At 64.9% G+C, this 23040-nt stretch carries 19 protein-coding genes; 5 read left to right on the top strand and 14 right to left on the bottom strand.

All coding sequences use genetic code 11. The features are described from left to right. Positions 1–9 precede the first annotated feature (9 nt). The 8 genes from fis to N430_RS05245 form a co-directional block, all read right to left on the bottom strand. Entirely contained in the window at positions 10–330 is a 321-nt protein-coding gene (gene fis / locus N430_RS05210; RefSeq protein WP_008093076.1) for a DNA-binding transcriptional regulator Fis, read from the bottom strand. Beyond that, entirely contained in the window at positions 327–1340 is a 1014-nt protein-coding gene (gene dusB / locus N430_RS05215; protein ID WP_110633667.1) for a tRNA dihydrouridine synthase DusB, read from the bottom strand. The genes fis and dusB overlap by 4 nt, the downstream gene beginning before the upstream one ends. Before the next feature lie 175 nt (positions 1341–1515). Further along, on the bottom strand, positions 1516–2835 hold the full coding sequence (locus tag N430_RS05220; protein WP_110633669.1) for a DUF3426 domain-containing protein: 1320 nt from the start codon (positions 2833–2835) through the stop codon (positions 1516–1518). Positions 2836–2877: 42 nt separating this feature from the next. Next, on the bottom strand, positions 2878–3756 hold the full coding sequence (prmA, locus tag N430_RS05225; protein ID WP_110633672.1) for a 50S ribosomal protein L11 methyltransferase: 879 nt from the start codon (positions 3754–3756) through the stop codon (positions 2878–2880). A gap of 208 nt (positions 3757–3964) precedes the next feature. Further along, positions 3965–5071 (bottom strand): acetoin dehydrogenase dihydrolipoyllysine-residue acetyltransferase subunit, encoded by a 1107-nt coding sequence (locus N430_RS05230; RefSeq protein ID WP_110633675.1) that lies wholly within the window; start codon positions 5069–5071, stop codon positions 3965–3967. Further along, a complete protein-coding gene (locus N430_RS05235) occupies positions 5068–6090 on the bottom strand; it encodes an alpha-ketoacid dehydrogenase subunit beta (RefSeq protein WP_110633678.1) in 1023 nt (340 codons plus the stop codon). Before N430_RS05235 ends, N430_RS05230 begins: the two co-directional genes overlap by 4 nt. A 32-nt stretch (positions 6091–6122) precedes the next feature. Further along, positions 6123–7100: a thiamine pyrophosphate-dependent dehydrogenase E1 component subunit alpha gene (locus N430_RS05240; protein WP_110633794.1), complete on the bottom strand. Its 978-nt coding sequence runs from the start codon at positions 7098–7100 to the stop codon at positions 6123–6125. A gap of 22 nt (positions 7101–7122) precedes the next feature. Further along, on the bottom strand, positions 7123–8178 hold the full coding sequence (locus N430_RS05245) for an NAD(+)/NADH kinase (RefSeq protein WP_110633681.1): 1056 nt from the start codon (positions 8176–8178) through the stop codon (positions 7123–7125). A 279-nt stretch (positions 8179–8457) separates the two neighbouring features. On the opposite strand from N430_RS05245, the gene N430_RS05250 reads away from it, so the two are divergent. Then, positions 8458–10311, top strand: a complete 1854-nt coding sequence (locus tag N430_RS05250; RefSeq protein ID WP_110633683.1) for a sigma-54-dependent Fis family transcriptional regulator — start codon at positions 8458–8460, stop codon at positions 10309–10311. Positions 10312–10377: 66 nt separating this feature from the next. On the opposite strand, the gene accC is transcribed toward N430_RS05250, so the two are convergent. The 6 genes from accC to N430_RS05280 all read right to left on the bottom strand — a co-directional run bounded on the left by accC (position 10378) and on the right by N430_RS05280 (position 18437). After that, positions 10378–11733, bottom strand: a complete 1356-nt coding sequence (gene accC / locus N430_RS05255; protein WP_103445827.1) for an acetyl-CoA carboxylase biotin carboxylase subunit — start codon at positions 11731–11733, stop codon at positions 10378–10380. A gap of 17 nt (positions 11734–11750) precedes the next feature. Then, positions 11751–12215: an acetyl-CoA carboxylase biotin carboxyl carrier protein gene (gene accB, locus N430_RS05260; RefSeq protein ID WP_110633686.1), complete on the bottom strand. Its 465-nt coding sequence runs from the start codon at positions 12213–12215 to the stop codon at positions 11751–11753. 100 nt (positions 12216–12315) lie between these two features. Next, a complete protein-coding gene (gene aroQ / locus N430_RS05265) occupies positions 12316–12768 on the bottom strand; it encodes a type II 3-dehydroquinate dehydratase (RefSeq protein ID WP_008093086.1) in 453 nt (150 codons plus the stop codon). Between the two features lie 179 nt (positions 12769–12947). Beyond that, positions 12948–14726 (bottom strand): protein-disulfide reductase DsbD, encoded by a 1779-nt coding sequence (locus tag N430_RS05270; RefSeq protein ID WP_110633689.1) that lies wholly within the window; start codon positions 14724–14726, stop codon positions 12948–12950. Positions 14727–14990: 264 nt separating this feature from the next. Continuing rightward, the gene (locus N430_RS05275) at positions 14991–16952 is read right to left on the bottom strand and encodes a methyl-accepting chemotaxis protein (RefSeq protein WP_110633692.1); all 1962 of its coding nucleotides are present in this window, start codon (positions 16950–16952) and stop codon (positions 14991–14993) included. A gap of 105 nt (positions 16953–17057) precedes the next feature. Continuing rightward, entirely contained in the window at positions 17058–18437 is a 1380-nt protein-coding gene (locus N430_RS05280; protein ID WP_110633695.1) for a diguanylate cyclase, read from the bottom strand. 247 nt (positions 18438–18684) lie between these two features. On the opposite strand from N430_RS05280, the gene N430_RS05285 reads away from it, so the two are divergent. The 4 genes from N430_RS05285 to speA all read left to right on the top strand — a co-directional run bounded on the left by N430_RS05285 (position 18685) and on the right by speA (position 22946). Beyond that, positions 18685–19752: a DUF2333 family protein gene (locus N430_RS05285; RefSeq protein WP_110633698.1), complete on the top strand. Its 1068-nt coding sequence runs from the start codon at positions 18685–18687 to the stop codon at positions 19750–19752. 2 nt (positions 19753–19754) lie between these two features. Continuing rightward, complete coding sequence (locus N430_RS05290; protein WP_110633701.1) at positions 19755–20291, top strand: NUDIX hydrolase; 537 nt, start codon at positions 19755–19757, stop codon at positions 20289–20291. Between the two features lie 217 nt (positions 20292–20508). Further along, positions 20509–20880: a translation initiation factor Sui1 gene (locus N430_RS05295; protein ID WP_110633704.1), complete on the top strand. Its 372-nt coding sequence runs from the start codon at positions 20509–20511 to the stop codon at positions 20878–20880. A gap of 152 nt (positions 20881–21032) precedes the next feature. Further along, complete coding sequence (gene speA / locus N430_RS05300) at positions 21033–22946, top strand: arginine decarboxylase (protein WP_110633707.1); 1914 nt, start codon at positions 21033–21035, stop codon at positions 22944–22946. Positions 22947–23040: the final 94 nt, after the last annotated feature.

Below are 23040 nucleotides of genomic sequence, written 5' to 3' on the forward strand. Positions count from 1 at the left end.
GATTCTGGCTTACAACAAGTCGTACTGCTTGAGCTTCTTGCGCAGGGTGCCACGGTTGAGCCCGAGCATCTCGCTGGCCTTGGTCTGGTTGCCCTTCACGTAGTTCATCACGCTTTCGAGCAGGGGCGCCTCGACTTCGGAGAGCACCAGGTTGTACACGTCGGTGACGGTCGCGCCTTCCAGGTGTGCGAAGTAGTTGTGCAGCGCCTTCTCGACGCTGTCGCGAAGGGTCTGGCCCTCTTCGCTCGGCGTGTTGAGGTGCTGTTTGAGGTTGGCGTTGTCGCTCACGGGCGTTGTTCCACTCACTAATGTCTCAGTCATCATCGTCATGCGGCCACCCCTTGTCCGTCCTCTGTCTCAAGGCTCTGTCGACGTTCGCTGAAATATTCGCGAACGTTGGCGCACTGCGCTTGTGTGTCTTCCAAAGCGTTGAACCGGGAGCGAAACTCCTTGCCGCCGGGTCGTGTTGCCAGGTACCAGCCCACATGCTTGCGGGCGATACGCACGCCCATTACATCGCCATAGAAGGCATGCAGCGCGGCCAGGTGCTCCAGCAGGATGCGTTCCACTTCGTCCAACTGCGGGGCCGGCAAATGCTGGCCAGTCCCCAAAAAATGTTCGATCTCGCGAAAGATCCACGGCCGCCCCTGGGCAGCCCGGCCAATCAGCAAGCCGTCGACCCCGGTGGCATCCAGCACCGCCCGGGCCTTTTCTGGCGAAGTGATATCGCCATTGGCGAAAACCGGGATCGACACCGCCTGCTTGATGGCAGCGATGGTGTCGTATTCGGCTTCGCCGGTGTACAGGTCGGCGCGTGTGCGGCCATGCACCGCCAGCGCCTGGATACCGGCCTGTTCGGCGATCTTCGCCACGTTCAGGCCGTTCTTGTTCGCCCGGTCCCAGCCGGTACGGATTTTCAGCGTCACCGGTACGTCCACCGCGCCGACCACGGCGTGGAGGATTTCGGTGACCAGAGCTTCATCTCTCAATAAAGCAGAGCCTGCAGCTTTGTTGCAGACTTTTTTTGCCGGGCAGCCCATGTTGATATCGATGATCTGGGCGCCTGCCTCGACGTTGGCTCGGGCCGCCGCCGCCATCATCTGCGCATCACCACCGGCGATCTGTACCGAGCGTGGCTCGGGATCACCTTCATGGATGCGGCGCAGGCTGGACTTGCGGCTGTTCCACAGGCTCATGTCGCTGCTGACCATCTCCGACACCACCATGCCGGCGCCCAGGCGCTTGCAAAGTGTACGGAAAGGCTGGTCCGTGACCCCGGCCATGGGCGCGAGGATCAGGTTGTTGCGTAGTGTGTATGGGCCGATGCGTACCGCCGACATAGGTGTTCCCTGTTGTGGGGCCGAATCATTGGAGTCGAAAAAGGGTTGGCATGATACCCGCTCTCGGTGACCGGATAAAGAAGGATTTGGATAAATTCTGAGCAACTGCAGCCTTATGCCCGAGGGTTTGCGACAGCCCGCTGGCGCCGATAATCCGGCTGCCAGCCATGGGGTGTCACTCCGGGGAGCGGAAGCTGAGGCTGTAGTTCACGGCCTTGGGACCTGGGTCGAGAATATCCAGGGCGATGTGGATCGGCGTCTGGCTGGGCATTTCGCCGCGCCCGGCCAATTCACCCGACAGGTACTCGCTGGGCTTGAACCGACGGCTGGCGATCAGCTGGCCGTTGAGGTCGGCGAAGCGCAGCTCCAGCAGCGGGAACGGCTGGGCGAACGGTGCGCGGTTGTAGATGATCGCATCGACGATCAGCGCGCCCTTGAAGTCCGGGTGGCTGCGCACCACCAGGTTGCTGCTCTTGATTCGGCCGATATCGACGCGGGTCGGCACCTGGCAGCCGAGCATCGGGCACAGTTGCTGGAAGATTGGCCGGTACTGGTCCTGGCGGGCCAACTCGTCGAAGTGGAACCACACGTACTGGAATGCCAGCAGGCCAGCGGCCAGCAGGGTCAGGAAACTCCAGAGCAGGCGCTTGCCCCAGTTGGGTCGGGGTTTCTCCCAACCCAGCTGCAGCGGGTCGTCGACCACGTCGACCAGCGGCTCCTTGCGTGACGGGCGCTCAGGCTTGGCGGCGAAGCCGGGCTCCAGGCGTTCGCCGGGCAGCGGCTCGTGCGGGTCGTCATCGCGGGCTGACAAATGGAGGTCGGTGTCGTCGTCGTCACGGGCGCTCAGGCCCTTTTCGTGAATGACGTCGTCGTCGTGTTCATCGAACCGTTGCGTGGGCTCTGGCTCGGCAGCGCGTTGCGCCGGCGGTTCGTCGTCGAGGTCCAGGTCCAGGTTGCCACCGAGGGTCGGCTCGGTGCGGTCGCCCGGCTCCGGCTCCAGAGGCTGTTCGTCCAGCAGCACCGGCGCCGGGTCATGGGCCTCGAGCGGTTCATGGCGGTCGTCGGTCGCGGTGCCGAACAATTCATCTTCATGCTCATCGCTAGCCGGTTCGTCGCGACGGGCCTGCAGGGCACCGGCCTTGCTATCCGGGCCGGGCTCGGCAGGTTCGCCACGGCGTTCGAGGCGCGCGAGTTCCTGGTCCAGGTCGAGTTCATCCAGGGCCTGGGCGGTGATGGCCCAGGCCTCTTTCTCGACCGGCGGCGGCTCGCTGGCGACCGGTTCGGGCGCGGCAACCGGTTCGACCACCGCGGGCGGTGGCGCATCGGGGGCAACGCCGGTCTTGGCACGGTTCTGCTCCAGCAACTGCTTGGCCGCATTGAACACCTGCAGGCAGTGACCGCAGCGCACGACGCCGCGAGCCACGCTCAACTGGTGATGGGTGACGCGAAAGCTGGTCTGGCAATGCGGGCACTGGGTGACGAAACTGTCGGTCATGCGGCGATCCGGGAGCTGTGCAGAGAACTATTCTAGGCCCGCTTAGCGGCGCCGACCACTGATGCGCACCCAGCCGTCGCGCACGACGATCGGGTCCAGATCGAAGTCGGCAGCGTAGGCAGCAGCCACTTCCTCACCCTGTTCGGCGAGGATGCCCGACAGGGCCAGCAGCCCACCTGGGCGGACCAGGCCGGACAGTTGCGGTGCCAGCGACACCAGCGGGCCGGCGAGAATGTTGGCGACCAGCACGTCGGCCTGCATGGCCGGCATGTGCTCGGGCAGGTACAGCGCCAGCTTTTCGTCGGCGATGCCGTTGCGCTGGGCGTTGTCACGGGAGGCTTCGATGGCCTGCACGTCGATGTCGGTACCGACGGCCTCACGCGCGCCCAGTAGCAGGGCGGCGATGGCGAGGATGCCCGAGCCGCAGCCGAAGTCCAGCACCTGGGTGTCTTGCAGTTGCTGGCCGTCGAGCCATTCCAGGCACAGTGCGGTGGTCGGGTGGGTGCCGGTGCCGAACGCCAGGCCTGGGTCGAGCAGCAGGTTGACCGCGTCCTGTTCCGGGGCCTCGTGCCAGCTCGGCACAATCCACAGGCGCTGGCCAAAGCGCATCGGCTGGAAACCGTCCATCCAGCTGCGTTCCCAGTCCTGGTCCTCGATCACTTCGGCCTGGTGCTCGGGCAATTCGGCGCCGGTCAGCAGCTGCAGGTGGGCGAATACCGCTTCAGGCTCGGCGTCGGCTTCGAACAGGGCCAGCAGGTGGGTGTGCGACCACAGCGGGGTGGTGTTGAGGTCGGGTTCGAAGATCGGCTGGTCTTCGGCGTCCATGAACGTGACCGATACGGCGCCGACTTCGAGCAGGGCGTCTTCGTAAGTTTCGGCTTGTTCCGGGCTGATGGCCAGGCGTACTTGCAGCCAAGGCATGGCGGGCACCTTTGGTAAATCGACAGGGGCAGCCCGAGGCTGCGAGAAGCCTGGCAGTTTACGCGAGTGCGGGGGGTTTGTAGAGGCATGGCAGGGGACCGCGTCGCCTTCTTCGCGGGCAAGCCCGCTCCCACAGGTTATCCAGGGTTTTCAAGGTCTGTGGGAGCGGGCTTGCCCGCGAAGAGGCCGGGACAGGCAGTCGAGAGGGTCAATGCTTGCGAAGGAACTCCAGCAGCCGCTGGTTCACCTGCTCCGCCGCCTCCATCTGCACCATGTGCCCGACCCCTGGCACCACCAGCACCTCGGCTTCGACCCCGTCGGCATGCGCCGCCGGAATGATCGCGTCCTCGGCCCCCCAGATCACCAGCGCCGGGTGCTGCCCCAGCACCCCACGCAGGTCATGCCGCTGGCGGTCACCGTCAGCCAGCGCCGCCCCCAGCTGGCGCAAGGCGTCATCCACGCCCTCCAGGCGCTTGAACTTGAGCATGTCATCGAGCATCTGCCGGGTCACCAGCCCCGGGTCGGCAAACAGCTGCACCATCTGCGGCTTCAGGGCATTGCGGTTGGCGGCGGCGACGAAACCTTGCAGGTACTGGCCATTGACCGTCTCACCCAGCCCGGCACTGGCCACCAGGCTCAGGCTCGCCACCCGCTGTGGCGCCAGGCGTGCCACATTCAGGCTGACTGCGCCGCCCATGGAGTGCCCGGTGAGGTGGGCCTTGGCGATGTCCAGATGATCGAGCAGGGCCAGCACCGTTTCGCTCAACTCATCCAGATCACCTTTTGCCAGGGCCTTGGCCGACTCACCATGCCCCGGCAGGTCCAGTGCGATGACTCGACGCTCGGCCGCCAGTGCCGGGTGGTTGAACAGCCAGTTGTTGAGGTCGCCGCCAAAACCGTGCACCAGCACCAGCGGCGTGCCGCCTTCACCCAGTTCGAACCAGCGCAGCAGGCGCCCGGCCACCTCGGCCTTTTGCGGTGCCGGCCCCTGGGCCTGGTCGGCACCACCTTCAGCAACGAACTCGGCCTGGAAGCGTTGCACCACGGCATCGATTTCCGATTCCTCGGCTTCACCTTCCACCACCACGGCCAGCAGTGCACCGACCGGCAACGTTTCGTCGGGCCGGGCCACCTGGCGGCGCAACACGCCGCTGAACGGCGCCTCGACGCTGCTGCTGATCTTGTCGGTCTCGACGTCCAGCACCTCGTCGCCCTTGCTGATTTCATCCCCCTCCTGCTTGAGCCACGCGTCGACCCGGCCCTCGGTCATCGACAGGCCCCACTTGGGCATGGTCAGGGTATGGATCTGGCTCATGCGGCACTCCTTGCAGCTTCGATCACCTTGCGCACGGCCGCTTCGACCTTCGCCGCGTCAGGGATGTACAGGTCTTCCAGGGCATCGGAGAACGGCACTGGGGTGTGCGGCGCGGTGACCATCTCGATCGGGCCCTTGAGCGCGGCGAAGGCTTTTTGCGCGACCAGTGCGCTGATATCGGTGGCCATCGAGCAGCGCGGGTTGGCTTCGTCGATCACCACCAGGCGGCCGGTCTTCTCCACGCTTTCGAGAATGCTGTCTTCGTCCAGCGGACTGGTGGTGCGCAGGTCCAGCACTTCGCAGTCGATGCCCTGGCGGGCCAGGTTGTTGGCCGCTTCCATGGCTACGTGAACCATGCGCCCATAGGTCACCAGGGTCACGTCGTCGCCGTCGCGCAGGAAGTTGGCCTCGCCGAATGGCACGCTGTACACCTCTTCCGGCACTTCGCCCTGCATGCTGTAGAGCAGCTTGTGCTCACAGAAGATCACCGGGTCGTTGTCGCGGATTGCCTGGATCAGCAGGCCCTTGGCGTCATACGGCGAGGACGGGCAGACCACCTTCAGGCCGGGGATGTGGGTCCATAGCGAGGTAAGCATCTGCGAGTGCTGGGCCGCAGCGCGCAGGCCGGCGCCGTACATGGTGCGCATCACCAGCGGCGTGACCGCCTTGCCACCGAACATGTAGCGGAACTTGGCGGCCTGGTTGAGGATCTGGTCCAGGCAGCAGCCGGCAAAGTCGACGAACATCAGCTCGCACACCGGGCGCAAGCCTTGGGTAGCGGCACCGACGGCGGCACCGACGTAGCCGATTTCCGACAGCGGCGCATCGAGCACGCGCCCCGGGAACTGGTGGTACAGGCCTTTGGTGACACCGAGCACGCCACCCCAGGCGTCATCCTCGCCCGGGGCGCCCGCGCCACCGGCAACGTCTTCGCCAATGATGAACACGCTGGTGTCGCGGCGCATTTCCTGGGCCAGGGCTTCGTTGATGGCCTGCTGGTAGCTGATTTTTCTAGCCATGGTGGTTCTCCTGTTGTTCTTGTTGTCCGGGCTCAGGGGTAGCTGACGTAGACATCGGTGAGCAGGTCGGCGGGCTGCGGCTTGGGGTCGGCTTTGGCGCGGCGCACGGCGTCTTCGATGAGGTCGTCGACACGGGCGTCGATGGCGTCCAGTTGCGCCGCCTGCAGCAGGCCGGCACGGGTGGTCTTGTTGCGGAACTGCAGCAGGCAGTCGCGGGATTCGCGCAGGTTCTTCACCTCGTCAGGGGCGCGGTAGGTCTGTGCGTCGCCTTCAAAGTGGCCGTAGTAGCGGCTCAGCTTGACCTCGATCAGCGACGGCCCTTGCCCGGACCGGGCGCGTTCGATGGCGGCGCCAGCGGCCTCGTGCACGGCAAAGAAGTCGAAGCCGTCGATGGTCACGCCTGGCATGCCGAAACCGGCGGCGCGGTCAGCGATGTGGTCGCAGGCCACCGACCAGGTCGAGGCGGTGGCTTCGGCGTAGCCGTTGTTCTCGGCGACGAAGATGCATGGCAGGTTCATGATCGAGGCCAGGTTCATAGCCTCGAACACCGCGCCCTCGTTTGAAGCACCGTCGCCGAAGAAGGCCACGGCCACGTTGTCATTGCCCTTGATCTTGGCCGCCAGGGCGGCGCCGGCCACCAGTGGCGCGCCGGCACCAACGATGCCGTTGGCACCGAGCATGCCTTTTTCCAGGTCGGCGATGTGCATCGAACCGCCCTTGCCGCCGCACACGCCGGTCTTCTTGCCGTAGATCTCGGCCATCATGCCGTACACGTCGACGCCCTTGGCGATGCAGTGGCCATGGCCGCGGTGGGTCGAGGCGATGCAGTCGCTGTCGCGCAGGTGCGCCATGACCCCGGCGGCAGAGGCTTCTTCACCGGCATACAGGTGGACGAAGCCGGGTATCTCGCCGGTGGCGAATTCCACGTGCAGGCGTTCTTCGAAGGCGCGGATGGTGCGCATCACTTCATAGGCATGCAGCAATTGCTCTGAACTGAGGTGAGTGGACATCTTGTTGTTCTCCAGGGTTGTCTCAACACGGGGTTGCAGGGTGCAGCCGATGGCCGCGCGGGACGGCCAGCAGGTGATGACGGGCGGCATGTGCCAGCGCGGCCTCGACGTCGACGGTCAACGGGCCTTGCAGGTCGAGGGTGATGGTCGGGGTGTCGTGTTCGGCGAACTCGATCTCGCGCTCGCCATCCAGGGCCAGGGTGCCGGCGGTGAGGCTCAGGCGATGGGCCACACCTGGGCTGAGCGTGCCGCTGGCGGTGATGCCGCAGCCTTGCAGCGAGCCGGGGGCCAGCGGGGCGAGCAGGGCCTGTTCGGCGCCGGGGTTGAGCCGTACCCAGGCGCCGTGGGGTTCATGGCGGGCCACCGGTTGCCACAGCCCGCAGAGCGCAGACAGGCCAATGGCGTGGGGCTCGGCGAAGCAGGCGAAGATTTCGCAGAGGTCTTCACTGCGGCTCAGTGCGCGGGCGCCGATGAAGCGTTGCGGCGACACTGCCACTTCGACCAGCGCCCACTCACACAGCTGTTGCTGCGCTACCTTCACCAGCAGCCGCTTGTTGCGGCGCAGGCCGATGCTGGCCGGTACCCGGCCGCCTGCGAGCAGGCCGCCAGCGAGGCCTGCGCTGGTGGCTTCGCGCAGTTCCGGGAAGGCGTTGTTGGTGCCGGTGGACAGGGTCAGCAGGGGCGTGTCCCCAGCCTCGGCCGCCACGGCCTTGTGTGTGCCGTCGCCGCCCAGCACGGCGATCATCGCCACGCCGCGCTCGACCATCTGCCGGGTGGCCAGCCGGGTGTCGCTGACAGTCTGGGTCAACGGCAGGTCGAGCAGTGCCAGGCGCGGCCAGTGCTGGTCGTGCGCCACGGGGCCGAGGCTGGCCTTGAGCACTGCGGCGGCAATACCGGTCATGTCGGTGGGCAGCAGCACCTCGGCGACGCCGGTGGCGCCAAAAGCGCCGAGCAGGCGCTGGATGACCGAGGCCTTGTCGGTGCTGGAGTAAAGCCCGGCGTTGCTGGTCAGGCGACGCAGGTCGCGGCCGGAGGCAGGGTTGGCAATGATCCCGATGGTCGGGGCGGGCTGCGGCATGGCACACCTCGTGTTCTTGTTTGCCTAGGCTTGAGCAAGGCGGGTGCCAGCTTTCTTCGCGTGCCCTGCAAGGGCCGTTGCAGAGCGCTTGAATGGCTATCGGGCAAGGCTGCAGTGGCCATTGCCTGAGACGCTGCGTGCCAGCATTGCCGGGCGTTTGCCGGAAGGCTGAGACGCTGCGTCTCAAGCCCACCGGTAATCACACAGCGCTTGTCGGGACATGCCGGCAGGCGCTTAATGGCCGCACAACGACAAGAACAAACAGGAACCGGAGGCCTCATGCTTGCCGCGAACTCCCGAGCCCATGTCGATTGCGTCAGCCGGGTGCTGAAGAACGCCGACCGCCTGCCCCAGGCGCCGGTGCCGCCGCTGATCCTCGACTCATGGCGCCGTTCCATGGAGCTGTACCGTCTTGACCCCGGGTCCCAGCAGGGGCCGCGCATCCTGTCCCAATCGCTGCTCAACGAATGCCGCGAACGCGCCGAACTGTTCCTGCGCATCGCCAGCGATGCCGTGGCGCGCCTGCATGCGCGGGTGCGCGGTGCCGACTATTGCGTGCTGCTGACCGATGCCCTTGGGCGCACCATCGATTACCGGGTCGAATCGGCCATCCGCAACGATTGCCGCAAGGCCGGCCTGTACCTGGGCACCTGCTGGTCCGAGGGCGAGGAGGGCACCTGTGGCGTGGCGGCGGTGCTGACCAGCAAGGCGCCGGTCACGGTGCACAAGCGCGATCACTTTCGCGCCGCCTTCATCGGCCTGACCTGCACGGCGGCGCCGGTATTCGACCCACAGGGCGAACTGCTCGGCGTGGTGGATGTGTCGGCCCTGCAATCCCCGGACGACCGCCGCAGCCAGCACCTGATCCTGCAACTGGTGGAGCAGACCGCGCGCGAGATCGAGAATGCCTTTTTCATGCACAGCGCCCAAGGCCACTGGGTGATGCGCGCCCATGGCACGCCTGGCTATGTGGAGAGCCAGCCCGACTACCTGCTGGCCTGGGATGCCGATGGCCGCCTGCAGGCGATCAACAGCCTGGCCCGCGAGCGCTTGCTGGCACGGCACGGGCGTTTGCCAGAACACATCTGTGAGCTGTTCGACATGGCCCAGCTGCGCCGCGCCAACGACGCCTCGGCCCAGCGCCTGCCAGGTTGGGGCGGGTTGTACGGGCGGGTCAGCGCGCCCCAGCGGCGGGGCCGGACGCAACCCTTGCAGCAAGCGCAGGATGCGCGCATCGAACAGCACTTGCGGTTGGCCACAAGGGTCAAGGACTGCAACCTGGCCGTGCTGGTGCAGGGCGAAACCGGTTCCGGCAAGGAAGTCTTCGCGCGCCAGTTGCACCAGCAGAGCCAGCGCCGTGAAGGGCCGTTCGTCACGCTGAACTGTGCAGCCATCCCCGAGAGCCTGATCGAGAGCGAGCTGTTCGGCTATGTCGCCGGGGCGTTTACCGGTGCGTCGAGCAAAGGCATGCAGGGGCTGTTGCAGCAGGCTGATGGCGGCACCTTGTTTCTCGACGAAATCGGCGACATGCCGCTGCACCTGCAAACTCGCCTGCTGCGGGTGCTGGCCGAAGGCGAAGTGGCGCCGCTGGGCGCTGCGCGGCGGGAGCGGGTTGATATCCAGGTGATCTGTGCGACCCACCGCGACCTGGCGGCGATGGTGAGTGAAGGGCGTTTCCGTGAGGACCTGTATTTCCGTCTGGCCAATGCCCGCTTCGAGTTGCCACCGCTGCGTGAACGGGAGGACCGGTTGGGCCTTATTCATCAGTTGCTGGCCGAGGAGGCCGAGGCTTGCGGGGTTGAGGTGGTGCTGGCAGATGATGCGTTGCAAGCACTGCTGGTGTACCGCTGGCCGGGGAATTTGCGCCAGCTGCGGCAAGTGCTGCGTTATGCCTGTGCGGTCAGCGAGGGCGGGCAAGTGTGCCTGGAGAACCTGCCGCAAGAGGTGCAGGGTGATGCCGTGCCTGCAGCGGATGTCGGCGTGTCGAGCCCGGCTCGGCAGTTGCTGCTCGATGCCCTGATCCGCCATCGCTGGAAACCGGCGGAAGCGGCGCGTGCTTTGGGGATATCGCGGGCGACCTTGTATCGGCGGGTGCATGAGCACCGGATCGAGATGCCGCGGATGAAAGGGTAGGGCCCTGGCAGGCAATAAAAAACCCCGGCACTGGGCCGGGGTTCTTGATGCATCACGCTAACGCGATCACTCCTGGTTGGCCAGTTTGTGCTCGAGGTAGTGGATGTTCACGCCGCCTTTGCAGAAACCTTCATCACGCACCAGGTCGCGGTGCAGCGGGATGTTGGTCTTGATGCCGTCGACGACGATTTCGTCCAGGGCATTACGCATGCGCGCCATGGCTTCGTCGCGGTCTTTGCCGTAGGTGATCAGCTTGCCGATCAGCGAGTCGTAGTTCGGCGGAACCGAATAGCCGCTGTACAGGTGCGAATCGACGCGCACGCCGTTGCCGCCTGGAGCGTGGAAGTGCTTGACCTTGCCTGGGCTCGGAATGAACTTCTTCGGGTCTTCGGCGTTGATCCGGCACTCCAGCGAGTGGCCACGGATGACCACGTCTTCCTGGCGGAACGACAGCTTGTTGCCAGCGGCGATGCTCAGCATCTCCTTGACGATGTCGATACCGGTGACCATCTCCGACACCGGGTGCTCAACCTGCACACGGGTGTTCATCTCGATGAAGTAGAAACGGCCGTTCTCGTACAGGAACTCGAAGGTACCGGCACCGCGGTAGCCGATCTCGATGCACGCATCGACGCAACGCTTGTAGACTTCCTGGCGGGCCTTCTCATCGATACCCGGGGCCGGGGCTTCTTCCAGCACCTTCTGGTGACGGCGCTGCAGCGAGCAGTCACGGTCGCCCAGGTGGATGGCGTTGCCCTGGCCGTCGGACAGCACCTGAACTTCCACGTGACGTGGGTTGGTCAGGAACTTCTCCAGGTAGACCATCGGGTTGCCGAAGGCAGCACCGGCTTCAGTACGGGTGAGCTTGGCCGAGGAAATCAGGTCCTCTTCCTTGTGCACCACGCGCATGCCGCGACCACCACCGCCACCGGCGGCCTTGATGATCACCGGGTAGCCGACGTCACGAGCGATCGCCAGGGCGACCTCTTCGTCTTCCGGCAGCGGGCCATCGGAGCCCGGTACGGTTGGCACGCCCGACTTGATCATCGCGTCCTTGGCCGAAACCTTGTCGCCCATCAGGCGAATGGTGTCGGCTTTCGGGCCGATGAAGGCGAAACCGGACTTTTCAACCTGCTCGGCGAAATCGGCGTTTTCCGCCAGGAAGCCGTAACCCGGGTGGATCGCGGTGGCGCCGGTGACTTCGGCGGCAGCGATGATCGCCGGGATGTGCAGGTAGGAATCCTTGGACGATGCAGGGCCGATGCAGACCGACTCGTCTGCCAGGCCCAGGTGCATCAGTTCACGGTCGGCAGTGGAGTGCACGGCGACGGTCTTGATGCCCAGCTCTTTGCAGGCACGCAGGATCCGCAGGGCAATTTCCCCACGGTTGGCGATCAGGACTTTTTCGAGCTTCCCAGACATCGTTGGCTCTCCGCGATTCAAACGATGGTGAACAGCGGCTGGTCGAACTCAACCGGCTGGCCGTCTTCCACCAGGATGGCGTCGATGACACCGCCAACATCGGCTTCGATATGGTTCATCATCTTCATGGCTTCGACGATGCACAGGGTGTCGCCTTTCTTCACGCTCTGGCCAACTTCAGCGAAGTTCGGCGAGGTCGGCGAAGGCTTGCGGTAGAAGGTACCGACCATTGGCGAACGGATCACGGTGCCTTTCAGGGCTGGTGCAGCAGCAGCGGCTTCGGCGGCTGGCGCAGCGGCAGCGGCAACCGGAGCAGCGGCAGGCGCGGCAGCCATTGGCGCAGGTGCGTAGAACTGCTGGGCAGCCGGGGTCTTGCTGTGGCGGCTGATACGGACCGACTCTTCGCCTTCCTTGATCTCCAGCTCGTCGATGCCAGACTCTTCCAGCAGCTCGATCAGTTTCTTGACTTTACGGATATCCATTAATCATCAACTCCCAAAGGTTCGGTCAGGGGGCGAAATTTAAAAACGTATCTGAACGTTTCTCTCTAACCCCGGCCCACTGAGGCCAGGGTTTTCGTTATCAGGGCTGTGCGTTGGCAGCCAGTTGTTCCAGTGCGGATTCCAGGGCCAGGCGATAACCGCTGGCGCCCAGGCCGCAGATCACTCCTACGGCAACATCGGAAAAGTAGGAGTGGTGACGGAACGGTTCGCGTTTGTGCACGTTGGACAGGTGCACTTCGATGAATGGGATGCTCACCGCGAGCAATGCGTCACGTAATGCGACGCTTGTGTGGGTGAAAGCAGCCGGATTGATCAGGATGAAGTCCACACCCTCGTTGCGTGCGGCATGAATACGATCAATGAGTTCGTACTCGGCATTGCTCTGCAGGTACTGCAGATGGTGGCCAGCGGCGCGGGCGCGCTGCTCCAGGTCCTGGTTGATCTGGGCCAGGGTCACGGCGCCGTAGTGGCCCGGTTCGCGAGTCCCGAGCAGGTTCAGGTTGGGGCCGTGAAGCACCAGTAGGGTTGCCATCTGCGGTTTCCTTGGATTTGTAGGGCAATTCGACACAGCGCGGCGAGTGTGCCGCAAAGCGACGGCAAGTGTCCAGTTCCCGGCAATAGCCAGCACGTTGCCCGAGGTTCGCGCGAAGTATGTGACCAAATAATGAAATCTGGTCACTCATCGGGAGAAATTTCCCGGCACGCGGGAAGTTATAGACCGAGTTTGCCGCGCACGCGCGTCAGAATCTGCGCAAATTCTCCGGCGTTTATCTCGCCAATCACCCGATCGCTGGTCATTTCGCTGCCGTTCGCGGCAAAGAACAACAGCGCCGGTGGCCCGAACAGCTGGTAGCGGTCGAGCAGCGTGCGCTGTTCGGCGCTGCTCTCGGTGATGTCGAAGCGCAGCAGCTTGAAGGCGTTCAACTGCCCTTGAACCTGCGGCGCATTGAGCACTTCGTGTTCGATCACCTTGCAGCTGATGCACCAGTCGGCGTACCAGTCCAGCAGCACCGGTTGGCCGGCGGCCTTGGCTTCGGCCAGGGCGGCGTCCAGTGCGGCCGGGGTGGTGACGGTTTGCCAGGCATCGGCTTTGGCCACTGCACCGCTGATGGTGGCAGCGGCGGGGGGCGGTAGTGGGCGCAGCGGGTCACCTTGGCCACTGAGCGCGCCGTACCAGCAGGCCAGCGCATACACCAGCAGCGCCAGGCCAAACAGTTGTGCCAGGCGTTGGCGTGGCGATTTGACCACGAACTCCAGGGCGCCGAGGAACAGCGCCACCCCAGCCGCCAGGAAGCCGACCAGCAGCAAGGTCGCCGGCCCCGGCAGTATGCGGCTGAGCAGGCCGATGGCCAGGCCCAGCAGCAATACACCGATGGCGTTTTTCACGGTGTTCAGCCATGGGCCGCTCTTTGGCAGCCAGGTTGCCCCACCGGTGGCAATCAGCAGCAAGGGGGCGCCCATGCCCAGGCCCAGGGCGAACAGCTTCAGCGCACCGCCCACGGCATCGCCGCTGGCGCTGATGTACAGCAAGGCGCCGGCCAGCGGCGCCGACACGCAGGGCGAGACCAGCAGGCTGGAGAGCACGCCGAGCACCGCCGCGCCGAGCAGCGAGCCGCCGCGGGTATGGTTGGCGATGTTGTTCAGGCGGTTGTTCAGGGCCTGCGGCAACTTGAGTTCGAACAGGCCGAACATGGCCAGGGCAAACACCACGAAGAACAGCGCGAAAGGCACCAGTACCCAGGCCGACTGCAGGCGTGCCTGCAGGTTCAGGCCGGCGCCGAACAGGCCCATCAGCGCGCCGAGCACGGCGAAGCTGGCCGCCATCGGCAGCACATAGGCAAGCGACAGGGCCAGACCGCGCAGGCCACCGACCTGGCCACGCAAGACCACGCCGGAGAGAATCGGCAGCATCGGTAGCACGCAAGGGGTGAAGGTCAGGCCGACCCCGGCGAGGAAGAACAGCAGCAGTGACTTCCAGCTCCAGCCCTGTTCGCTGCCGGCAGGCAGGGTGGCACCTGCAGCAGGCGCTTCGCCATCGATGCTCAGGCGTTCGGTTTCCGGCGGGTAGCACAGGCCCTTGTCGGCGCAGCCCTGGTAGCCCACCAGCAGGGTGAAGGCGCGGGCGTCGGTGCGTGGGATCTCGATGTCGAGCACGCCGTGGTAAACCTCGACGTCGCCGAAAAATTCGTCGTGCTTGGCTTCGCCCTTGGGGATGTTCGGTGGGCCCAGGGCGATGTCTGCCGGCTCCGTGCGGAAGTGGAAGCGGTGGCGGTACAGGTAGTAACCGTCGGTGGCGACGAAACGCAGTTTGATAGTCTGCGCGTCGGCCTGCACCAGGCTGAGCTTGAAGGCTTCGTGCACCGGTAGGAAGTCGGCATTGTTGGACAGCGAAGCGGCACCGAGGGTGGCGCTGGGGCGGTTGTCGAGCAGGCCTGAGGCGAAAGCAGGGCTGGCCAGCAGCAGGAACAGCAGGAAAAACAGGCGGCGCATGGCGGACTCGCGAGGTGGAACGTGCCCGCATGATAGCGAAGTTGGCGGTGGTTGGGAGAGCAGTGGCTGGGAGGGCGACACATGGCCGCTGGCCAAGGCCTTATGCAACCTCGCAGCCTGCACCACTCTTGTGGGAGCGGCCTTGTGTCGCGAAAGGGCCGCAACGCGGCCCCAGCAATATCACTTGTGATGCACAGATTCTGGGGGCGCTTCGCACCCCCTTCGCGACACAAGGCCGCTCCCACAGGGATAGCAGTATGCCTGCTACACCCTGAAAGCCCGCACCGCCTTGCTCAGCTCCCCGCCCAGGCTCAGCAGCTGTTCACCTTGTTCGCGCCCCTCGCCAATGCGCTGCAGGTTGTCTTCACCCAGTTCATGAATCCGCTCACTATGATCGCGAATCTCGCTCACCGCACCACTCTGCTGGGCGGTGACATCGGCAATGCGCACCGCCGTATCGGCAATCGTGCGGATCGCGCTGACGATCTCATCCAGGGCGCCATCAGCGGCCTGGGCCTGGTTAGCGGTGGCTTCGGCATGTTCCAGCTGGGTGCGCATCCCGGCCACCGACTCTCGCGCCGCCTGCTGCAGGCGGTCGATCAGCGCCTGGATTTCGCCAGTAGCCCCGGTGGTGCGTTGCGCCAGTGAGCGCACCTCGTCGGCCACCACCGCGAAGCCACGGCCCATCTCTCCGGCACGGGCGGCCTCGATGGCGGCATTCAATGCCAGCAGGTTGGTCTGTTCGGCAATGGAACGAATCACCGTCAGTACCCCGCCGATCGTGGCCGACTCCTCGGCCAGCTGTTCGATCATGCGTGCGTTGCCCTGCACCTCGTCGACCAGCGCCCGCAGCCCCGAGAGGCTCTGGCCGATCACCGTCTGGCCCTGTTCCACCGCACGCCCGGCATCACGGCTGGCATCGGCGGCGGAGCTGGCGTCGCCGGCCACTTGCTGGATCGTCGCTTCCAGCTCGCCCAGTGCATCGCGAATCTGCCCGGTATCGCCGGCCTGGCGCTCGGCGCCATCGTGCAGGGCGGCGCTCATGCCGGCCAGGGCATGGCTGCTGCCGGCGACCTGCTCGGCGTTGTGGCGGATGGTGCCGACCAGTTCCACCAGGTACTGGCGCAGGCGGTTGAGCGATTCCTGGATGTCGTGCAGCTCGCGGTTGGTCTTGCCTAGGGCGATAGGCGCGGCAAAGTCGCCTTCGGCCCAGCGCGACAGGGCCGGGGCCAGGCTGGTCAGGGTGCGGGCCAGGCGCCGCTGCAGGGTGTCGATGAGCAGGGCGATCAGCAGGATCAGGCCGATCATCAGCCCCTGGATGACGCGCACTTCACCGGCAATCTTCGCGTGCTGGCCGCGCACTTCCGGCTCCAGGCCGGCGATGGCCTGTTGCACGGCTTCCAGCCGCTGGTTGGTGCTGGCGGCCAAGGCGCTGCGCCGGTCGATCTGTTCGCGGGTGCGTTGCAGCTCGGCGGGGTAGCGGTTAAGCAGGCTTTGCAGCTCGCGCTTGAGGCCGACCGCCACGTCTTCCTGCTGCTCGCTGGCCTGGGATTCCAGGCCCATCATGGCGGCGAAGTCGTCGGCGTTGGATTCAGCCGCACGGGTTACGCCCAACAGCGGCAGGCCATCGATGACCTGAGCCTGGGTGCGGATCAGCTGCAGTTCGCGCTCGACCTCGTCGGCCAGTTCGGCGCGGCCGCTGCTGACCAGTTTGTCCCGGGCCAGCGACAGCCGGCCCAGGTGCACGGTGGCGTCGAGCAATGGCAACAGGTAACGGTTGGCTTCGCTGCTGCCGCTGTCGCGGGCATAGGCGGTCAACTGTTCGAAGTTGGCCCCCAGCTCGCGTTCGGCCTGCAGCAGCAGGGCTTGCGGGTCGCCGGCCAGCTTGCCGGCGGCGAGCAGTTCGTTGGCGGTGAAGGCCTGCAGGGTATCCAGGCTCGGGCGCAGCTTGCCGGCGAGCTCTGGCGGCCAGTCGGCCAGCGAGGCTTCGAGCTGCTTGTTGGCCTCGACGGCAGCGGCATGGCGCAGGGCATCGCCACTGCCCAGGTAGGCCTGGATGTTGCGCGCCGTCTGGTTCTGGAACTGCTGCGACAGGCCCAGGTAGCGTTCCATCAACTGATAGGGCCGCTCCAGGGCACGTTGCGACCACCACAGGGTCGCACCCAGGGCGATACACACGGTCACCAGCAACAGGGTGTTGAAATTGGTCAGCCACTTCAGGCGCATAGCCGCGAACTTCCTGCGGGGGAGTCGAGAGATAAGCGCCTGAATTTATGGCGAATTTGTTACCAGGTGATGACGATGGTGGCGTTGAGCTATTGCGCTCGGCGGTTATGGCTCGACCCTGACCACGCAGTTACGTCCGGCATGCTTGGCCCGGTACAACGCCGCGTCCGCCGTGCTGGCCATGCTCAGCGCATCCAGCTCATCAATCAGCTGCACCACCCCGGCACTGAAGGTGCACTGCAGATCCTCGGGCTGCGCCGGGTACAGAATCTCGGCAAAGCGCCGGCGAATGTCGTCCAGCACCTTGTGCGCGGCTTCCAGCGAGGTGTTGGGCATGACGATGGCGAACTCCTCGCCACCATAGCGACCGATGAAGTCGGTCTTGCGCAGGCGCTGCTTGAGGAACAGCGCCAGGCTCTTGATCACCCGGTCGCCCATGGGGTGGCCGTGGCGGTCGTTGATCTTCTTGAAGTGGTCGATGTCGAGCATGGCAAAGCTCAGCGGTTGCTGCTCGCGGCGGGCACGGTAGCTGCAGTCTTCGAGCAGTTGCAGGATGTGGGTGTGGTTGTACAACCCGGTCAGGCTGTCGCGGACCATGCGCGCCTTGAGGTGGCGGGCGCGGGCGGCGCGGTTGCGCACGGTGGTGATCAGGTGCCGCGAGCGGATCGGCTTGGTCAGGAAGTCGTCGCCGCCCTCGCTCATCGCGTCAAGCTGCTTGTCCAGGTCGTCTTCGGCCGACAGGTAGATGATCGGCACGCTGACGTAGCGGTCGTTGTGACGGATCACCTTGGCCAGCTCCGGGCCCGAGCACGTCGGCATGTACAGGTCGAGGATGATCAGGTCGGGCTGGAAGTCGGCAAGCTCGACCATGGCGCGGATCGGGTCGTTCAGGCTGCGGGTCAGCATGCCGGCGCTGGCCAGTATCCGTTCGGTATGCAAGGCCTGGGCGCGTGAATCGTCGATGATCAGCACGCGCAGGGGCTCCTGCTGTGCGTGGCTGGTCATGGCTTCGAGTTTTTCCAGCAGGCTGGAGGCCTCCAGCGTGCCGGTCAGAAACGCCTGGCCGCCAGCACGCACTGCGGCGAGGCGGGTCGGCGTATCGGCTTCGTGCAAACTGAAGAACAGCAGCGGTATGGGCTGCGTCTGGCCACGCTGCGCTTGCGCCGCCAACGGCAGGCCAGCACCGGGGCCGGCGAAGTCGACATCCATGACGATGGCGGCCGGAGGCTGCTCGGCCAGCGATGCCAGAAATGCACTGGCACACGGCTGCGGCTGCGCGCTCAGGCCGAAGAACTCCAGCTGCTGGGCGAGGCGCTCGGCGCGCTCATGGTCGTGCAGCAGCAGGTAGACCGGTTTGCGCGCAGGTGGCAGCTCCAGCTGGTCGGGCTGGTCGCCATGGCGCAGGCGCGTACGCGACAGGCGCTGCAACAGCTGTTCGAGCTCCTGCGAGAGGCGCTCCGGGCTCGGCTCTGCGGCTTGGGTCATGTCCTGGCTACTTGTTAGTGGGCTATGCAGGTTCGATGATGGCTGTATGCTAGCACCACTTTTTCCAACCGTACGTGCGCCGCATCAACAAAGGCTTGCGAACGAATATTCAGTTACTGACTCATTGGTCGCTTATGCGTACGGCGGTGTCTGCTTTATAGTGCTGCCACGCGGGCTTGCCGTGGCACCCTGGCGCTGGCCTGTGGTCCAAGCCCTTGAACCGTCGTGACTGATTAAGGACAAAGCCATGCTGGACTGGAAAAACCGCGAGGCCAAAGCCGAGCCCCGCGAGCGTGTCGATGGCCGCCGCGCCGCTGCCCGTAGCTATTTTGGCGGGCTCTGGAGCCGTGCCCTGGGGACCCTGATCGGGTTGTACCTGCTGGTGTGCCTGGGCCTCGGCTGGTACTGGAGCGAGGAGCCGGCGTTGTTCCCGGTGCAGCAGAATGCCCAGGCAGCCGCCGAGCGCAACGGCCAGCAGATGGTGGTGGGCTACACCACCATCGAAACCCTCAAGACCGTGGCCGGCACCCTGCTGAACAAGCCGGGCGGTTACATTTCCAACGACCGCTTCCCGCCAGGCCTGTGGATGGACAACATGCCGAGCTGGGAGTACGGCGTGCTGGTGCAGGTGCGTGACCTGTCCCGGGCCCTGCGCAAGGACTTCGCCCGTTCGCAGTCGCAGTCCACCGAGGATGCCGACCTGGCCAAGGCCGAGCCGCGCTTCAACTTCGACAACAAGAGCTGGATCCTGCCGTCGAGCGAGTCGGAGTTCGAAGAGGGCATCAAGTCGCTGAGCCGCTACCAGGCCCGCCTGGCCGCTGGCGACAAAGGCGCTGCCTTCTATACCCGTGCCGACAACCTGAACAACTGGCTGGGTGACGTCGCCACTCGCCTGGGCTCGCTGTCGCAGCGCCTGTCGGCCAGCGTTGGCCGGGTCAAGCTCAACACCACCCTGAAAACCGAATCGGTAGTCGCCGGCCAAGCGCCGCAGGTGGATGAAGAACTGGTGGAAACCCCGTGGCTGCAGATCGACAACGTGTTCTACGAGGCCCGTGGCCAGGCCTGGGCGCTGTCGCACCTGCTGCGCGCCATCGAGGTCGACTTCGCCGACGTGCTGGCGAAGAAGAACGCCACCGTCAGCGTGCGCCAGATCATTCGTGAACTGGAAGCCTCGCAGGAACCGCTGTGGAGCCCGATGGTGCTCAACGGCAGCGGCTTCGGCATGTGGGCCAACCACTCGCTGGTCATGGCCAACTACATTTCCCGGGCCAACGCTGCGGTCATCGACCTGCGTCAGTTGCTGTCGCAGGGTTGATCATGGCCATCAGCGCCAACGAGGCCGCCCACCGGGCGGCTTCCGACCGTGAACTGGTCACCTGGGTGGACGACGCCGACCAGGTGCTCGGCGCGCTGCCCAGGGCCGAGCTGCGCGAGCGCGGCCTGATCGGCCGCTGCACGTTCATCCTGTTGTTCAACAGTGTCGGTGAGCTGTGTGTGCACCGGCGGGCCCTGAGCAAGGCGCTGTACCCGGGGTATTGGGACGTGGCGGCCGGAGGCATGGTGACGGCAGGGGAGGCGTATGACGACTCGGCTGCCCGCGAGCTGGCCGAGGAACTGGGCATCGAAGGTGTCCAACTGCGTTTCCATGAGCGGTTCTATTTCGATATGCCGGACAACCACCTGTGGTGCGCGGTGTATTCGGCGGTGTCGGATGCGCCACTGCGGTTGCAGCCGGAAGAGGTGATCGAGGCGAAGTTCATCAGCCTTGAGCAGGCCGAGCAGGAAAGCCTGACAAAGCCGTATTGCCCGGACTCGCTGGCCGCGTTGCAGCGCTACAAGGCCAGTCTGAAATAGAGCTGGGGCTGCAGAGCAGCCCCAAGGTCGCAAATCATTCGCAAAATGGCGCATTCCAGTACTTAGCAACAGCTTGATTTATCGTTACACTGCGCGCCCTTTTCGGGCTGCCGCAGGATCTTGCGGCAGTAGCGCCGCCCCTGCCAGAGTGGGGCTTCGCGGTCGGTCTCTGCCCCAGGGACTGACCAGTTTTTGTCCTCAGCACAGAGGAACAAAAGTGGCCAAGAAAGCTTCTTCCTTCGCCGCCCTTGGCGGTCTCGTTTACTCCACCGATTCAGGTCGGCATTGCCCCGACTGTGGCCAGCCGGTGGACGCCTGCACCTGCAAGCAGCAAGTCATCCCCGAAGGTGACGGCATCGCCCGTGTGCGTCGTGAAAGCAAAGGCCGTGGCGGCAAGACCGTGACGACTGTCACCGGCGTGCCGCTGCCGCTCGACCAGCTCAAGGAGCTGGCCACCACCCTCAAACGCCGCTGCGGTACCGGCGGTGCGCTGAAGGATGGGGTCATCGAGATCCAGGGCGATCACGTCGAGCTGCTGATCGCCGAGCTGATCAAACAGGGCTTCAAGGCGAAAAAGTCCGGCGGCTGATGCGCCCCCGCGATTTTTTGCCCAACGCTTTCTAAACTCGTTCCCGTGACCAGGGTCTACCCCAGGGCACGGGCAAATCGTCATTTTCGGCTTTTACACTGCGCCCGCCTCCTTGCGGGGCAGTGTCTTCGACTTATCTATAGGGGACTTGAATGTCCGTACGACGCACACGCAAAGACGATGGTAGCCAATGGACCGTGGCCGACAGCCGCAGTGTTTACGGCATCCGCCATTGGGGCGCTGGTTATTTCGCCATCAATGAAGCCGGGCGCGTCGAAGTGCGCCCCAACGGCCCCAGCAGCGCGCCGATCGACCTGTTCGAGCAGGTCGACGAGCTGCGTCAGAGCGGCCTGTCGCTGCCGCTGCTGGTGCGCTTCCCCGACATCCTGCAGGATCGCGTGCGTCAGCTGACTGGCGCGTTCGATGCCAACATCGCACGCCTGGAATACCAGAGCCAGTACACCGCGCTGTACCCGATCAAGGTCAACCAGCAGGAAGCGGTGGTGGAAAACATCATCGCCACGCAGAACGTCTCGATCGGCCTGGAAGCCGGCTCCAAGCCTGAGCTGCTGGCCGTGCTGGCGCTGGCGCCGAAGGGCGGCACCATCGTCTGCAACGGCTACAAGGACCGCGAGTTCATCCGCCTGGCGCTGATGGGTCAGAAGCTCGGCCACAATGTGTTCATCGTTATCGAGAAAGAGTCGGAAGTGGCCCTGGTGATCGACGAGGCTGCCGATCTCAAGGTCAAGCCGCAGGTCGGCCTGCGCGTGCGCCTGTCGTCGCTGGCATCGAGCAAGTGGGCCGACACCGGGGGCGAGAAGTCCAAGTTCGGGTTGTCCGCAGCCCAACTGATCTCGGTTGTGCAGCGCTTCCGTGATGCGGGCCTGGACCAGGGCATCCGCCTGCTGCACTTCCACATGGGCTCGCAGATCGCCAACCTGGCCGACTACCAGCACGGCTTCAAGGAAGCCATCCGCTACTACGGCGAACTGCGTGCGCTGGGCCTGCCGGTCGACCATATCGACGTCGGCGGTGGCCTGGGCGTGGACTACGACGGTACCCACTCGCGTAACGCCAGCTCGATCAACTACGACATGGACGACTACGCCGGCGTGGTGGTGGGCATGCTCAAGGAGTTCTGCGACGCGCAGGGCCTGCCGCATCCGCACATCTTCTCCGAGAGCGGCCGTTCGCTGACTGCGCACCACGCGATGCTGGTGATTCAGGTGACCGACGTCGAGAAGCACAACGACGACGTGCCGACTATCGAGAACAAGGAAGCCCTGCCGGAAACCGTGCAATGGCTGGTCGACCTGCTGGGCCCGACCGACATCGAGATGGTCACCGAAACCTACTGGCGCGCCACCCACTATATGGGCGACGTGGCGGCGCAGTATGCCGATGGCAAGATCAGCCTGGCCGAGAAGGCCCTGGCCGAGCAGTGCTACTTCGCCGTGTGCCGCCGCCTGCACAACTCGTTGAAAGCCCGCCAGCGCTCGCACCGCCAGGTGCTGGACGAGCTCAACGACAAGCTGGCCGACAAGTACATCTGCAACTTCTCGGTGTTCCAGAGCCTGCCCGACACTTGGGCCATCGGCCAGGTGTTGCCGATCATCCCGCTGCACCGCCTGGACGAAGAGCCGATGCGTCGTGCGGTGCTGCAGGACCTGACCTGCGACTCCGACGGCAAGATCAACCAGTACGTCGACGAGCAGAGCATCGAGACCAGCATGCCGGTGCATGCGGTCAACGAAGGCGAGGACTACCTGCTGGGCGTGTTCCTGGTCGGCGCCTACCAGGAAATCCTTGGCGACATGCACAACCTGTTCGGTGACACCGACTCGGTGAACATCTACCAGAATGCCGATGGCAGCGTGTACCACGCCGGTATCGAGACCCACGACACCATCGAAGACATGCTGCGTTACGTGCACCTGTCGCCGGAGGAGTTGATGACCCACTACCGCGACAAGGTGGCCAGCGCCAAGATCAGCGCACGTGAGCGGACCCAGTTCCTCGATGCGTTGCGTCTGGGCCTGACCCGCTCGTCCTACCTCTCCTCGTGATCGCCAAGGCCGCTCCTGCAAACGCCGTACGGCTTTTTTGTGGGAGCGGCCTTGTGTCGCGAAATGAGGGCGAAGCCCTCACCGAGTTCACACG

Source organism: Pseudomonas sp. CC120222-01a (assembly GCF_003097235.1).
In the GTDB taxonomy this organism is placed as follows: Bacteria; Pseudomonadota; Gammaproteobacteria; order Pseudomonadales; family Pseudomonadaceae; genus Aquipseudomonas.

Coding starts and splice junctions, on each gene's coding strand:
- N430_RS05270 (WP_110633689.1), bottom strand. CDS start 14,726: ATGCGCCGCCTGTTTTTCCTGCTGTTCCTGCTGCTGGCCAGCCCTGCT.
- N430_RS05235 (WP_110633678.1), bottom strand. CDS start 6,090: ATGGCTAGAAAAATCAGCTACCAGCAGGCCATCAACGAAGCCCTGGCC.
- speA (WP_110633707.1), top strand. CDS start 21,033: ATGTCCGTACGACGCACACGCAAAGACGATGGTAGCCAATGGACCGTG.
- N430_RS05275 (WP_110633692.1), bottom strand. CDS start 16,952: ATGCGCCTGAAGTGGCTGACCAATTTCAACACCCTGTTGCTGGTGACC.
- dusB (WP_110633667.1), bottom strand. CDS start 1,340: ATGTCGGCGGTACGCATCGGCCCATACACACTACGCAACAACCTGATC.
- N430_RS05240 (WP_110633794.1), bottom strand. CDS start 7,100: ATGTCCACTCACCTCAGTTCAGAGCAATTGCTGCATGCCTATGAAGTG.
- prmA (WP_110633672.1), bottom strand. CDS start 3,756: ATGCCTTGGCTGCAAGTACGCCTGGCCATCAGCCCGGAACAAGCCGAA.
- N430_RS05250 (WP_110633683.1), top strand. CDS start 8,458: ATGCTTGCCGCGAACTCCCGAGCCCATGTCGATTGCGTCAGCCGGGTG.
- accB (WP_110633686.1), bottom strand. CDS start 12,215: ATGGATATCCGTAAAGTCAAGAAACTGATCGAGCTGCTGGAAGAGTCT.
- N430_RS05290 (WP_110633701.1), top strand. CDS start 19,755: ATGGCCATCAGCGCCAACGAGGCCGCCCACCGGGCGGCTTCCGACCGT.
- N430_RS05220 (WP_110633669.1), bottom strand. CDS start 2,835: ATGACCGACAGTTTCGTCACCCAGTGCCCGCATTGCCAGACCAGCTTT.
- fis (WP_008093076.1), bottom strand. CDS start 330: ATGACGATGATGACTGAGACATTAGTGAGTGGAACAACGCCCGTGAGC.
- aroQ (WP_008093086.1), bottom strand. CDS start 12,768: ATGGCAACCCTACTGGTGCTTCACGGCCCCAACCTGAACCTGCTCGGG.
- N430_RS05230 (WP_110633675.1), bottom strand. CDS start 5,071: ATGAGCCAGATCCATACCCTGACCATGCCCAAGTGGGGCCTGTCGATG.
- N430_RS05280 (WP_110633695.1), bottom strand. CDS start 18,437: ATGACCCAAGCCGCAGAGCCGAGCCCGGAGCGCCTCTCGCAGGAGCTC.
- N430_RS05285 (WP_110633698.1), top strand. CDS start 18,685: ATGCTGGACTGGAAAAACCGCGAGGCCAAAGCCGAGCCCCGCGAGCGT.
- accC (WP_103445827.1), bottom strand. CDS start 11,733: ATGTCTGGGAAGCTCGAAAAAGTCCTGATCGCCAACCGTGGGGAAATT.
- N430_RS05245 (WP_110633681.1), bottom strand. CDS start 8,178: ATGCCGCAGCCCGCCCCGACCATCGGGATCATTGCCAACCCTGCCTCC.